The following is a 13,526-nucleotide window of genomic DNA, read 5'->3' as shown; positions in this document are numbered from 1 at the left end:
CTGATCCTCTATGATCCTCGTTGTTATCAGGCGCCCTGCCGGCCGGCCTCGATGGCCTGCCAGTTGCGCCAGCATTCTTCCACCGCTTTGGGCCAGCGGCGCGGCCTGCCATCGTTTCCGACGATGGCGACAACCAGATCCGCTTCGGCGACACGTTCGCCTTCGCGGTCAATCCATTGCTTTATTTCAACCGCTGCCCCGCGCACGCGGGTGACGGTCGAATGGCCGATCAGCACATCACCAACCTTGGCCTGCCGGTGATATTTCACATTGATCGACGACACGACATAGGTGAGCGGCCCGCCCTCGGCAGCAGGCAGATCGAAAAGCGCATCAACGTCTGCCGCACTGCCCCGGATGCTTTCCGACCGGACCCGCTCGAAAAAGCTGACATAGCGACCGTGATAGACCATGCCGCCGACATCCGTATCCTCGTAGTAAACGCGGATCGGGAAACGGAAGACACCGTCACTCCATTCGCCAGAGGCGGGCATCAGGGTCATTTGCCACCTCCCAGAAGATCGAACTGCGCCCCGCCAGTGCCGGCAGGCGGATTGAGCCCCAGATGCTTCCAGCCATCGGGCGACAGGATGCGCCCGCGCGGCGTGCGCGCCACAAGGCCGATCTGCATCAGATAAGGCTCGATGATATCCTCGATGGCGTCGCGAGGTTCGGAAAGCGCGGCTGCCAGCGTTTCGATACCCACAGGGCCGCCCATATAGGTTTCGCCGATGCAGGAAAGATAGCGCCGGTCCATGAGGTCAAGGCCGAGCTTGTCGACGGCGAGGCGCGTCAGCGCACCGTCCGCCGCCACGGCGTCCACAGTATCCTTTTCCGCCACCAGTGCAAAATCGCGCACCCGGCGCAGCAAGCGACCAGCGATACGCGGGGTGCCGCGCGAGCGGGCCGCCACTTCACGGGCACCGTCTTCGGTCATGGCGAGGCCAAGAAGCCGCGCACCACGCCGCACCACTTCGGTCAGCTCTTCGGTCGAATAAAACTCAAGCCGGGTCGGGATACCGAACCGGTCGCGGAGTGGCTTGGTGATCAGGCCCGAGCGCGTGGTGGCGCCCACAAGCGTGAATTTCGGCAGGTCGATCCGCACCGACCGTGCAGCCGGGCCGTCGCCGATGATCAGATCAAGCTGGAAATCCTCCATCGCGGGATAGAGGATTTCCTCCACCGCCGGGTTCAGCCGGTGGATTTCATCGATGAAGAGGACATCGTTTTCCTGCAGGTTCGTGAGGATCGCGGCCAGATCGCCAGCCTTCGCGATGACCGGGCCGGACGTTGCCCGGAAGCCGACGCCCAGCTCGCGCGCCACAATCTGCGCAAGCGTCGTTTTACCAAGGCCCGGCGGGCCAAAGAACAGCACATGGTCCATCGCCTCGCCGCGCGCGCGGGCTGCATCGATAAAGACCTTCAGGTTCTCGCGCGCCTGCTGCTGGCCGATGAAGTCGCCAAGCGTCTGCGGGCGGAGGGCGGTATCGTAACCGTCACCTGCATTTTCCTCGCGGTCCATCAGCCTGCTTTCGTCGCTCATGCCGAAAGCTCCCGGAGGGCTGCGGGCACAAGCTTGCCGAGGGTCGCTTCTTCACCCAGTTCTTTCGCAGCCTTCACAACGGCGCCGTGCGCGTCGGTCGGTCGGTAGCCGAGATTAACGAGTGCGGACACAGCATCGCCGATGATCCCGGCCTGCGAGGCCGCAGGGGCTGCCGCGCCATTGACCGCCACGCCCTTGGGCGACGCGGCGACGATACCGGCGACCTTGTCTTTCAGTTCGTTGACAATGCGCTGGGCGAGCTTCGGCCCCACGCCGTTCGCACGGGTGATCGACTTGGCGTCCTGCGCCGCGATCGAATTTTCAACTTCGGTGGGGCTGAGGGCCGACAGGATCGCAAGGCCAACCTTGGCGCCCACGCCTTGTACCGACGTCAGCAGGCGGTACATGTCCCGCTCTGCCACGGTCGCGAAGCCATAAAGCGTGATGGCATCCTCGCGCACAATCGTTTCGATATGGAGCCGCGCGGCCTCGCCCTGCCCCGGCAACGCGCCAAGCGTGCGGGACGAGCCCTGCACCAGATAGCCCACGCCGCCCACATCGATGATGCAGAAATCGGTGCCGACAGTATCCACAAGTCCGGAAAGCTTGGCGATCATGGTGCTGCCCTCCTTGCCGGGGGCTGGGCCCTTCGCATCAGGGCGGCATCGGTTGCCAGGTGATGGGCATGCGTGATGGCGACGGCAAGCGCGTCTGCGGCATCAGGCCCGGTGATCTTCACTCCTGGCAGTAGCATGTTGACCATAGCGTCAATCTGTTCCTTGGCGGCATGGCCTACTCCAACCACCGACTTCTTGACATGATTGGGGGTATATTCGGCAACAATAAGGCCAGCTTCCGCCGGCACATAAAGTGCGATGCCGCGCGCCTGGCCAAGCTTCAGCGTAGAGGTGGGGTTCTTGTTGACGAAGGTTTCCTCAACCGCGCAGGCCTCGGGTTTCCAGTCGGCAAGGACGGTGCGCAGGCCATGGGCCAGTTGCACAAGCCGTTCTGCAAGGCTCGCCTTCGGGTCGGTTGTCACGGTGCCGTTGGCGACATGGGAAAGACGGGTCCCCACGGCATCGACGATACCCCAGCCGGTGCGTTGCAAACCCGGATCAAGACCCAATACTCTCATCGGCTGCCGCCGTTCCCCCAGAGAAAAGAGGCGCCGGAGGGAAAGCCCCCGACGCCCGGTTGTTATCAGCCTTCGAGGCTCGCCAGCACATCGGCCGGAATATCGTAGGCCCCGAAAACGGTTTGAACGTCGTCATTGTCCTCAAGCGCATCCAGAAGCTTCATCAGCTTCTCGGCGCCTTCCTTGTCGAGCGCGGTCGGCTCTTTCGGCTTGAAGATCAGCTTTGCGCTCTCGGGCTCGGCCTTCAGCGCGTCGCTCAGTGCCGAGGCAACGGCATGCAGGTCAGCCGGATCGGTGTAAACGGCGTGGCCGTCCTCGTCCGATTCCACTTCCGCCGCACCGGCTTCAAGTGCTGCTTCAAACATCGTGTCTGCGTCCGTCACATCAGCCTTGAAAACGATCTCGCCGACGCGGTCAAACATGAAGGAAACCGAGCCGCTTTCACCCATGTTGCCACCAGCTTTCGAGAAGATGGTGCGAACGTCGGATGCCGTGCGGTTGCGGTTGTCGGTGAGTGCTTCGACGATGATGCCGACGCCGCCGGGGCCGTAGCCTTCGTAGCGCAGTTCGTCATAGTTCTCGGCGTCGCCGCCCGAGGCTTTCTGAATGGCGCGTTCGATATTGTCTTTCGGCATCGACTGGGCGCGTGCCGTGGAAATCGCCAGGCGCAGGCGGGCGTTCGAGCCGATATCGGCACCGCCAAGCTTGGCCGCCATGGTGATTTCACGCGAAAGTTTCGAGAAGATTTTGGAACGCTTGGCGTCCTGCGCACCCTTGCGGTGCATGATGTTCTTAAACTGGGAATGGCCTGCCATGGTATCCTCTTGTTCCAGACCTTACTTTTTGCGTGACCCGTGCCTTGCGCCGAGGTCCCGGCTTCGCGTTTCCGCGGCCAGGCCCGGCCAGACGCATGACCGGATCATCGCCTATAATGGATGATCGCCGCCGAAGGCAGCGACTGTCGCCCCTTATTAGCAAATTTTCCCGCCTTGAACAGGGGGAAAACGGCAAAAAATGAAGGGATCGCGGTCAGTTTTCGGGATCAGCCACGGGATCGGCGCGGCGGATCAGTTCATCGCCCGGCGCGGCATAGGGGCCGGCCCATTGCCGGTAATATTCGTACCAGGGCGGCAGTCCGCTGAAACTGCCCATCAAACGCCCGAGATCGCTTAAAAATGCCGCAGTGACAGACGTTTTGGCACAGGCGAAATAGCCAAGGATAGTCTTCGCTGCCCCCTTGACCGGAAAAACCACCAGCCGCCCCGCATAGGTTTCCGGCTCCGCTCGTTCGAAATACCCGACTTCTTCAGGATTTCCAAAGGCATGGTCTACACGTTCGCGCGCCAGCAATGACAGGACGGCCGCCAGATTATTCACCTCAACCACCCTGCCTGCAGCCTTCATCTCGTCAACAAACGGATCGATTGCGGGCCCCAGCATACGGGTCCGGACCTTACCCATACTGGCGAAGCCGGCAGCGGGCAGTCTGGCGACATCAATGACATCCCCATCCAGCGCAGCCCTGGCGCGGGCAGCATCTTCCACCCGCACGATCAGGTGATTGCCACTGATTACATGGACCGGCGGCGAGTATAGATATTTTGCAGCACGCTCCGGTGTCTTCATCAATACCGAGGCACAAACTGGCGTGTCTCCGTCCAGAAGCCGCATCATGCGGGCAGCACTCACCTGCATCCGGTCAAGCTGGTAAGCGGGCATGAGCTGCTCGATATCATCAAGTGTCAGATCACCAAATCCCTCGCCCTTGAAGGGGCCTGAAGCGATATGGATCGGATGATTGTCATAACTAACCCACCCGATCACTTGCCGGGGCTTATTTTCGGCAAAAACTGCGCCACCAGCGCAGAAGACAAGGCCGCACATCAAAGCCGCGAGGAAGCGCATGTCAGCCTATTTCACCCTGTTTTCCTGCAAGTGCCTGACAACCCGTTCGTGAAAGAGCGCTGCATTGGTCGGGTCGATCCAGCGCAGATAGTGCCGAAACCATGAAGGCGGCACTGCCTCTTTATCCAGAAGCGCGTTCGCCGCTGCAATGACCTCGGCGCCAACCTCCGACCGCGCGCAGACAAGATGGCTGATTGCCACATCGGGGGACCCTTCGATGGGGAAGGAAATCAGCCGGTCGCGCAGCCCCGCCCGGCGGGCGCGCAGGTTGAAATACCCGATCTCGTCAGGCGCACTGAAGCTATAGTCGAAGCGACCCCGCGCCAGCATGGCAAGCACAAGGTCTTCCCGCTCGATATCAAACATCCGGCCATCAGCCCGCGCCTTGCTCACATGTGCGTCGATCCCGGCAACAAAATGATGTTCGATGGCCAGCCCGCCATCGCGGAAGCCGGCGTCATCAACACGCGAGAGCGGCACATTATGATCGGGCGTCAGGATAGCCCGCACCTCGTTCGCCCGGCTCTCCTGCACCGCAAATTGTGCTATCTGGGTCCAGATGAAGGGTTTTGAATATAGATAGTTTTCAGCACGCTCGGGATTGGGCACAAGGCCCAGCGTGCAGCTGTTAGGCACGGTTTTCATGTTGGCCAGAAGCCGTGTGAAAGGTACGACCTGCCGGTTGAAGCGATATTGGGGCATCGCCTTTTCAACGTCATCCAGCGTCTTGTCGCCGTAACCCTGCCCGCGATCCGGGCCGCTGACGATATGGAAGGGATCAAGTTCGTAGATATACCAGACGAGGGGTTGGCGAGAATCGAGCGCCTCCTGCCCACGGGCGGCGGCAGACAGCAGCCCCACGGCTGCAGCCCACATAAGAGCCACCCTGAAAATCGCCTGCGTCAAAGGTTCACCTAGCCTGCCAGCTTGCCTTTTTCGACCCCGTTTTGAATCAACATTCACGGTAAGCGCTTGTCAAGAAAAGGAAACACTTATCCGGGTATCGGGTGATCATTTCTCGAGGCTTTCGCGCAGTTCCTCAAGCTCCAGCCACCGCATCTCGCGGGCATCAAGGAAATCGCGCTTGTCTTCCAGCTTTTTGCCAAGCGAAGCGAACTTCGCCGGATCTTTCGTGTAAAGGTCCGGATCGGCAAGCCGCGCTTCGATCTCGGCGATCTCATCCGTCAGCGCCTCGATCTCTGCCGGCAAGTTATCGAGCTCGCGCTGGTCCTTGTAGGAAAGCTTCGAAGCCTTCTTCGGCTGGGCCGCCGCAATCGGCGTCACGCTTGCCTTGGGCTTGGCGACCGTCTTCACCTCGGCGGGCGCCGACAGGGCTTTCTGATGGCGATAGTCGCTGTAGCCGCCTGCATATTCAACCGCAGTGCCATCGCCTTCCATCACGATGGACGACGTCACAACCCGGTCGAGGAAATCCCGGTCGTGCGACACGACAATGATGGTGCCGTCATAATCCGCCAGCACTTCCTGCAGCAGATCGAGCGTATCCATATCCAGATCGTTCGTCGGCTCGTCGAGGATCAGGAGGTTCGAAGGGCGCGCAAAATTGGTGGCGATAAGGAGCCGGTTGCGTTCCCCACCCGAAAGCGCCCCCACCGGGGTTTTCGCCTGTGAGGGATCAAACAGGAAATCCTTCAGATAGCTCATCACATGCCGTGGCTCGCCGCCCACATGCACATAGTCGCCGCCGCCGCCGGTGATCACATCCTGCACGCTGACCTCATCCTTCAATGCCGCGCGTTTCTGGTCGATATAAACGGGCAACAGGTTGGTGCCGATCTTCACCTCGCCCGCGTCGGGCTGGATTTCACCGGTCAGCACCTTCAGAAGCGTCGATTTGCCAACGCCGTTCGGGCCGATCACACCGATCCGGTCCCCCCGGTTGATGCGGATACTGAAATCGCTGAACAGCGTGCGACCGTCATAGGCCTTGGCGATCCCCTTGGCCTCGACCACCCGCGTGCCCGAACCTTCGCCACTCGCCAGCGTGATATTCACGGATCCCTTGGCCCGGATGCGGTTGGCGCTTTCGGCGCGCATGTCCTGCAGGCGGCGCAGGCGGCCCTGATTGCGCTTGCGGCGCGCGCTGATGCCTTCAACCGCCCATTTGCCTTCCGTCTTGATAAATTTATCAAGCTTTTTGGCCTGCATCTCTTCGTCCGCCAGCACTTCATCCTGCCAGGCTTCGAAGCGGGCAAACCCGGCATCCATCCGGCGGATGGCGCCGCGGTCGAGCCAGAGACAGGCGGTGGCGAGGTTCGTCAGGAAAGTTCGGTCGTGGCTGATCAGCACCATGGCGCCGCGCCAGCCCTTCAGATAGGCCTCCAGCCATTCGATCGCCGCGATATCCAGATGGTTTGTCGGCTCGTCAAGCAGCAGCAGTTCAGGTTCGCCGATCAGCGCGCGGGCGAGTGCCGCCCGGCGCAATTCCCCGCCCGAGGCCGACATCGGATCGGCGCTACCATTCACATTCAGTTCGTCGATCAGCACATCGGCGCGGTAGGTTTCGTCCGCCTGCGTTTCCGGCAGACCGCCGACAATATAATCCTTGAGCGTGGCGAAGCCGCTGGCATCAGGCTCCTGCGGCAGGTAGGCGATGCGCGCACCGGGCTGCACCCAGCGTTCGCCGTGGTCGGCCTCGATCATGCCCGCGATGATTTTCATCAGCGTCGATTTGCCGGTGCCGTTGCGCCCCAGAAGGCAGAGCCGTTCGTCGGCACCGATATGCATCTCGAGCGCGTCAAGCACAGGGGCACCGCCCCATGTGAGGCCGATATCGCGCAGGCTGAGAATGGGGGGCGCCATGAAAATCACTCCGTCGCAGTCGCCGGGCTTATAGCGGCGGGCGATGGACGCTTCAAGGAGCAAGCGTTGAAGACCGCGAGAATCATCGAATCCAGCTGTGAGCCGGTCAGTTTCCCCTGCTGTCCAGTTTCGCCCACACGTTGCAGCGTCAACCGCGCACTGCAGCCGGGAATAGTCAGAATTGCCACAAAATATGGTTAACAACTATTTACTTTTTAATAATATCGGCATGGAGTAGAATGAACTTGCTTGAACAAGAACGACCCGGAGAGGTCGTCCGGCAACATACCGCCTTTGGCGACATGTTCATTTTCTAGTCGGTCACCGGATCAACCCGGCCTATGACCGTGATCAGGCAGTGTGAGTTCCGTTTAGTGTGAATGTTTGAAAACGGCTGTGACCTCGGGAGGGGGACCGCCAAACAGAATACGTTTGCAAGGAGGCTCTCATGTTTCGCAAATATCTAGCAGCCGGCATTGCCGCCGGCGGCCTGATGTCTATCACTCTACCTGCCATGGGGCAGGCCATTATCGACAACGGCACCATCCAGATGGGCGTGGACACGATGGGGCAACTCAACGTCCGTGGCGGCGATCCGAGCCCGGTCACAGGCACGACCTATGTCGGCCTGCGCTATATGCCGACCGGCAACGAATCCACCTCGCACGGTTGCCTTTGCGAAGGTTGGGGCGTGGCTGATGCATCAACCGGCATGACCGGCTCTGCCAACAACGCATATGGCACTTTCGGGCTGTCGCTTTCGAGCTTCAGCTCAACCGCATCAACCGCCACCAGCGTTGTCACGCTCACAAGCGGGCTGCAGCAACTGACCGTCACACACTATTTCAGCCCGTCGGCTACCTCGAGCCTTTATAGTGTGAATGTGAAGATCGAAAACACAGGCACCGCTGATGTCGGCGACCTGCGCTATCGCCGGGTCTTCGACTGGGATGTGGAACCCACAACCTTCACCGAATACTCGACGGTCGAGACCGGAACGGCTTCCGCTGTGCTTTTCTCGAGCAACGACGGTTTCGCCAGCGCCAATCCGCTGGCTGGTCCAAGCGGCACACCGGGTGACTTCACCGATTTCGGGGCATATGACCACGGCGCGCTGTTTGACTTCGGCTTCGGTAGCCTCTTGTCCGGCGAAAGCTACAGCTTCGACATCTTCTATGGTGCGGCCGGCACCGAAGCCGCTGCACTCGCTGCCCTTGGCGTCGTCGGCGCGGAAGTCTATTCGTTCGGGCAAGCCGCCAATGATCCGGGCGGCCTTGGCCTGCCGACTGCCTCGGGTGATCCCACCAACACCTTCATCTTCGCATTCGCTGGGGTTGGCGGGGACGTGATCGTGCCGCCGCCAACAGGTGGCATCCCTGAGCCTGCAACCTGGCTGATGATGATCATGGGCTTTGGCCTTGTTGGCATGGCAACACGCCGTCGCCTCGCCCTCGCCCGCTAGAAACTTTCCCCCGAAGGGCCGTGCCAATCAAAGGGCGCGGCCCTTTTTCTTTGGCTCAGGGCGTGATGAAGCCGTAACGAATGGCCTTGGCGATGGCTTCGGGCATGGTCCGCGCACCAAGCTTTTCGCGCGCACGGCGGGCGTGAAGATCGACCGTCACCTTGGCGATACCCAGCTTTTCGGCAATCCTGTCCGCCCGCATGCCAACCCCCATATAGAGAAGCACATCCATCTCACGCGGGCTGAGGCTGATGCCCCCATCGCGCTTGCGGGCTGCCACAGGCTCAAGGCTCGGCGCCAGCGAAAGGGCTGCGGTCACCAGAAGGGATTCGGCGAGCTCGCTGCGCTCGGTGTAGCCCGCGCCTTTCTCGTTGCCCCCGAAGGCGACAACAAAGCTTTCGATGCCGTTGGTGGCGGACGCCGCCTGCACCCCGAAGCCGAGGCCGAATTTCATGCCGGCATCTGCAGCACCCGCCAGCACTTCCTGCGTGCCTTCAGCCACATGATCGGCGCGGCTGAGGGGCACGGCATCCCACTGGATACTGTTGATGACGCCGGGCTCTGCCGGTTTCAGGATTTTCTCGACGGCATAATCAAGCTTGTCGAAGCGGCGGCCGTTATATTCGTCCATCCAGTCGTCCGACATGTTGGACATGATGACGGCCTGCTGCTCGCCCTTTATATCGCGCGTGGCGATGCCAAGGTTCGTCACCTCGAAGCCGAAACTGGCCGCAAGCTCGCACAGCCCGCGGAACCGGGCATCCACATCTGCCTGATCGTCCATGAGGAGACTGAGGTAGCGCCCCAGTGCCCCGTTCAGCCTTTCAATGGCCATCCCACCAGCCTTGCTCACTCGCAAACATTCCCCGCGCCAGTTTACGAAACGAGACATAGGACGCAACACAATCAGGCCGAAACCTATGATTTTTCATAGATTGTCTGGCCTTTGCACCGGGGCTTAGCATGGGAACAATAAGAATTTTATGAAATTCGGGCAGTAACCAAACTCGTACTTTCAGGCAGAGAAGCGCACAGATAAGGAGACGAAAACATGTTTTTCGATCGCAAGACCTTGGCAGTTGCAGCTTGCCTGCTGACCGGCACCCATACGGCAAGCGCCGCCACCGAATTTCATTTCAGCGGTAACATCAGTTCCAGCTATGCGGATACGATCGCCTATCTTAATGGCACCGATACTTTCAGCGCTGTCCTGACGATCGACACGGACGCTGCGGGATCAACATATGAAAGTGCGGGTACTGGCGGCACGCTCGTCACCCAGACCCATACCTACCAGCAGCTTGAAATCTTTGTGGGCGGTGACAGCTGGACCTTCACCTCGGGCGGTGGCCTTTACCTGCAGGACGGCATTTCAGACGGGACCCGGCGCTATTGCACGGTCTCCTGCAGGACGGTCCTCAACAACCAGTTCGACCAGATCCGGGTCTTTGGTGCAGTCTCGGACGGTGAAGAGGGCGGCGTGGGCGTTTCGAGCCTCAGCTTCTACACCCTTGGCGGCGGCTATTCATCCCCCATCAGCGGCCTCACCTTTGAAACCGATCATCTGCTGATGACCGACGTTGCAACCCTCGGCCTTGACTGGCTGAGCGAGTTCAATGCCATCGCCACCGCCGGCACCGCTGAAGGCGGCTATGGCAGCATCAATTTCACCGGACTTCACTATGGATACGCAAATCTGCGCAATATCCTGCTGACCGATGTCGTGGACCTGAGCCTGGTCGGCGGCATTCCGGAGCCGGCAACCTGGCTGATGATGATCATGGGCTTCGGCCTGGCTGGTATGGCGTCTCGGCGCCGTCAGTTGCGGCTTGCCTGAAAATTAGGCCGCAACTGAAAGGCCGCCCGCGGGGTTCCGGGGGCGGCCTTTGCGTTTCTGATGGGTGCTGCCGTCAGGCGTTCAGCTGGTCTTTCAGCGGCAGGCGGCGGATACGCTTGCCGGTAGCCGCAAAGATCGCGTTCGTGAAGGCCGGTGCAACGGGCGGCACACCGGGTTCGCCGACACCACCGGGCACGGCATCCGACGGGATGATTTCCACATGGAATTCACGCGGGGCTTCATCGATCCGCAGCACCGGATAATCATCGAAGTTACCCTGCACAATGGCGCCATTCTCGGCCGTGATCTCGCCGTGCTGGGCGATGGAAAGGCCGAAGATCACCGCACCTTCCATTTGCGCCTTCACCCGGTCCGGGTTCACGGCAGTGCCGCAATCGATGGCAATCCACACCTTCTCGGCCTTGGCCAAGCCGTCCGTCACCGAAACCTCGATGGCGCAGGCGACATAGGACACAAAGCTACGGTGCACGCTGATCCCCATGCCCCGGCCTTTCGGCAGTTTCTTGCCGTAGCCGGACATTTTGACGACCTTGTCGAGCACGGTTTTCAGGCGCTTGGTATCGATCGGATGGCGCTCCAGCGTCTCGCCGTAGTTGCCATATTCAGCCCCGTCCTTCGACGGGTCGATCTGGCGGTCGCCGCCGATAAGGTCATGCCACACCTTGTCGGTGCGCTTGCCGGTTGCCACCGCCACTTCATCAACCATCGAGCCGATGGCGAAAGCCTGCTGGATATTGGTCACCGACCGCATCCAGCCGATCCGCACATGGGCTTCGGCCTCGCCCGTCTCGACCGACAGGTTCGGCAGGTCAAACGGCAGATCGGTGAGGCCAAGCCCCATTTCGCCGCTTGAGGGTTCCTTGGCCGCCGGATTGAAGGTCGCGCTGATCGAGGGATAAGCCGCAACATGGCGCCATGCCGTGGCCTTGCCCTTGGCATCCAGCCCCACGGAGACACGCTGGGCCGAAATCGTGTGGTAAAAGCTGTTGCGCACGTCATCTTCGCGCGTCCACACCATCTTCACCGGCTTGCCGACGGCCTTGGCACAAAGCGCCGCCTCGACCGCGAAATCGGGCTTCGATTTGCGGCCGAACGCACCGCCCAGGAGCGTGGCTGTGGCGCGGATATCTTCCGGCTTTTCGCCCACGAAGGGTGCGACCGTATTCTGCACCGACTGCGGGTCCTGACAGCTTGTCCAGATATGCAGTTTGCCGTCCACCCATTCGGCGGTCGCAGCAGGCGGCTCCATGGGGGCATGGTGCAGGTGAGGCACGAAATAGTCGCCTGTCATCACCTTGGCCGCATCCTTGAGGCCAGCGGCAGCGTCGCCCCGTTTGCGCCGCACATTGGTCGGCGCATCGACCGATTTCCAGAGCCCGGCTTCATAGTCCGTCGTGTTGTAGCTGCCGTTGGCACCGGCCTCGAACTGGATATTCAGGGCGTCACGTCCCTTCATCGCTGCCCATGTGCTGGTGGCGACAACCGCGATACCGCCCTTCGGCTTGAACACCCACGGCGCTTCAAGCGCGGGCAATTCAACCAAGGCCACCACGCCGGGTACGGCCTTGGCGGCGGCTTCGTCATAGGATTTCACCGTGCCGCCCACCACAGGCGGGCGGGCCGTCACGGCGAACAGCATGCCATCCCGGCGCACATCCTGCCCGAAGATGGAAGTGCCGCGCTGGAAAGCATCCATATAGATGTTGCGCACCGGCTTGCCGATATAGCGGCGGGCCGATTTCGTTTTGTAAACAAGCGTTTTCGGGTCCGGCATCGGCAGGTCTGCAGCAAGCCCCACAAACTCGCCAAAGTCGCCGGAAGCCCCGGATTTCTTGTTGATGATCCGGTGCTTTTCCGTTTTCACGTCAGCCGCTGCAACGCCCCATTTTTTGGCGGCCGCCGCTTCCAGCAGCATGCGCGCGGTGGCGCCGGCTTCGCGGAAGGCATCATAGAATTTGCGGATCGACGTAGAGCCATCCGTATTCTGGTCACCGAACTTGGTGTCGCCATAAGCAGGCTCGAACACCAGTCGTTCCCAATCAGCATCCAGTTCGTCGGCCACGATCTGCGGCAGGCCCGTGCGGCTACCCTGCCCCATCTCCACCCGGTGGATGAAGATATGGACGGTGCCATCGGGCTGGATCACAAGATAGGCCGAGGGGGAAAGCGGCTTGTCGGCACCCGCCAGCACCGCCTGCAGCGACCCGCCGGCGAGCGGGGCGGCGAGCACCAGCCCGCCCGTGATGCCAAGCCCGCGCAGCACGGCGCGGCGGCTGGCTTCGGTCGTGGAGATACGTTCGATGATACCCATCACATGTCTCCCTTGATCTTGCCATCGGCCACAGCACGAATGGCGGCCCGGATGCGCGGATAAGTGCCGCAGCGGCAGATATTCCCGCTCATGGCTGCGTCAATCTCATCGTCGGAGGGCTTCGGGGTTTCCTTGAGAAGCGCTTCGGCCTGCATGATCTGGCCCGACTGGCAGTAGCCGCACTGCGGCACGCCGAACTCGTCCCATGCTTTCTGCAGTGCGGTCAGTTTGTCCCCGTCCGCCAGGCCTTCAATGGTTGTCACCGAAACGCCGTCGAGGCTTTCCATCGGCATCTGGCAGGAGCGCACGGCTTCCCCGTCCACATGCACGGTGCAGGCGCCGCAAAGGGCGGCACCGCAGCCAAACTTGGTGCCGGTCAGGCCGGCCAGATCGCGCAGATACCACAGAAGCGGCATCTCGCCGTCGCCGTCATACGAAACGGCAGACCCATTGAGCGTGAATTGCATGGTCATCCCCCCACGAGCGTGT

At 61.1% G+C, this 13,526-nt stretch carries 13 protein-coding genes; 2 read left to right on the top strand and 11 right to left on the bottom strand.

The window, feature by feature from the left end; all coding sequences use genetic code 11:
* Nucleotides 1–26 precede the first annotated feature (26 nt).
* From PH603_RS06260 to PH603_RS06225, 8 genes are all read right to left on the bottom strand, one after another.
* Nucleotides 27–503, bottom strand: coding sequence for a hotdog domain-containing protein (locus PH603_RS06260; protein ID WP_353507372.1), 477 nt, complete (start codon nt 501–503; stop codon nt 27–29).
* Entirely contained in the window at nt 500–1,543 is a 1,044-nt protein-coding gene (gene ruvB, locus PH603_RS06255) for a Holliday junction branch migration DNA helicase RuvB (RefSeq protein ID WP_289505165.1), read from the bottom strand. The genes PH603_RS06260 and ruvB overlap by 4 nt, the downstream gene beginning before the upstream one ends.
* Nucleotides 1,540–2,160, bottom strand: coding sequence for a Holliday junction branch migration protein RuvA (ruvA, locus tag PH603_RS06250; RefSeq protein ID WP_289505164.1), 621 nt, complete (start codon nt 2,158–2,160; stop codon nt 1,540–1,542). The genes ruvB and ruvA overlap by 4 nt, the downstream gene beginning before the upstream one ends.
* Nucleotides 2,157–2,678, bottom strand: coding sequence for a crossover junction endodeoxyribonuclease RuvC (gene ruvC, locus PH603_RS06245; RefSeq protein WP_289505162.1), 522 nt, complete (start codon nt 2,676–2,678; stop codon nt 2,157–2,159). Before ruvC ends, ruvA begins: the two co-directional genes overlap by 4 nt.
* 65 nt (nt 2,679–2,743) lie before the next feature.
* The gene (locus PH603_RS06240) at nt 2,744–3,493 is read right to left on the bottom strand and encodes a YebC/PmpR family DNA-binding transcriptional regulator (RefSeq protein WP_289505161.1); all 750 of its coding nucleotides are present in this window, start codon (nt 3,491–3,493) and stop codon (nt 2,744–2,746) included.
* Between the two features lie 214 nt (nt 3,494–3,707).
* On the bottom strand, nt 3,708–4,583 hold the full coding sequence (locus PH603_RS06235; RefSeq protein ID WP_289505160.1) for a hypothetical protein: 876 nt from the start codon (nt 4,581–4,583) through the stop codon (nt 3,708–3,710).
* 6 nt (nt 4,584–4,589) lie between these two features.
* Nucleotides 4,590–5,459, bottom strand: a complete 870-nt coding sequence (locus tag PH603_RS06230; protein WP_289505159.1) for a hypothetical protein — start codon at nt 5,457–5,459, stop codon at nt 4,590–4,592.
* Between the two features lie 135 nt (nt 5,460–5,594).
* Nucleotides 5,595–7,406 carry an ATP-binding cassette domain-containing protein gene (locus PH603_RS06225; RefSeq protein ID WP_289505157.1) on the bottom strand — a complete coding sequence of 604 codons (1,812 nt, stop codon included), beginning with the start codon at nt 7,404–7,406 and terminating at the stop codon, nt 5,595–5,597.
* Nucleotides 7,407–7,854: 448 nt separating this feature from the next.
* On the opposite strand from PH603_RS06225, the gene PH603_RS06220 reads away from it, so the two are divergent.
* Complete coding sequence (locus PH603_RS06220) at nt 7,855–8,868, top strand: PEPxxWA-CTERM sorting domain-containing protein (protein ID WP_289505156.1); 1,014 nt, start codon at nt 7,855–7,857, stop codon at nt 8,866–8,868.
* A 55-nt stretch (nt 8,869–8,923) separates the two neighbouring features.
* Here the strand turns inward: PH603_RS06220 and PH603_RS06215 are convergent, their stop codons facing one another.
* Nucleotides 8,924–9,721, bottom strand: coding sequence for a helix-turn-helix transcriptional regulator (locus PH603_RS06215; RefSeq protein WP_289505155.1), 798 nt, complete (start codon nt 9,719–9,721; stop codon nt 8,924–8,926).
* Between the two features lie 198 nt (nt 9,722–9,919).
* Between PH603_RS06215 and PH603_RS06210 the strand changes: the two genes are divergently transcribed.
* Nucleotides 9,920–10,705, top strand: coding sequence for a PEPxxWA-CTERM sorting domain-containing protein (locus tag PH603_RS06210; RefSeq protein ID WP_289505154.1), 786 nt, complete (start codon nt 9,920–9,922; stop codon nt 10,703–10,705).
* Between the two features lie 73 nt (nt 10,706–10,778).
* Here the strand turns inward: PH603_RS06210 and PH603_RS06205 are convergent, their stop codons facing one another.
* Both PH603_RS06205 and PH603_RS06200 read right to left on the bottom strand, forming a co-directional pair.
* Nucleotides 10,779–13,037, bottom strand: coding sequence for a xanthine dehydrogenase family protein molybdopterin-binding subunit (locus PH603_RS06205; RefSeq protein ID WP_289505152.1), 2,259 nt, complete (start codon nt 13,035–13,037; stop codon nt 10,779–10,781).
* On the bottom strand, nt 13,037–13,504 hold the full coding sequence (locus PH603_RS06200; RefSeq protein ID WP_289505151.1) for a (2Fe-2S)-binding protein: 468 nt from the start codon (nt 13,502–13,504) through the stop codon (nt 13,037–13,039). The genes PH603_RS06205 and PH603_RS06200 overlap by 1 nt, the downstream gene beginning before the upstream one ends.
* Nucleotides 13,505–13,526 lie beyond the last annotated feature (22 nt).

The sequence above is a fragment of the Gimibacter soli genome, assembly GCF_028463845.1.
GTDB lineage: Bacteria > Pseudomonadota > Alphaproteobacteria > Sphingomonadales > Kordiimonadaceae > Gimibacter > Gimibacter soli.
Note: the sequence above shows the minus strand (reverse complement) of the source record. Positions and strands in the feature narration are given on the sequence as shown.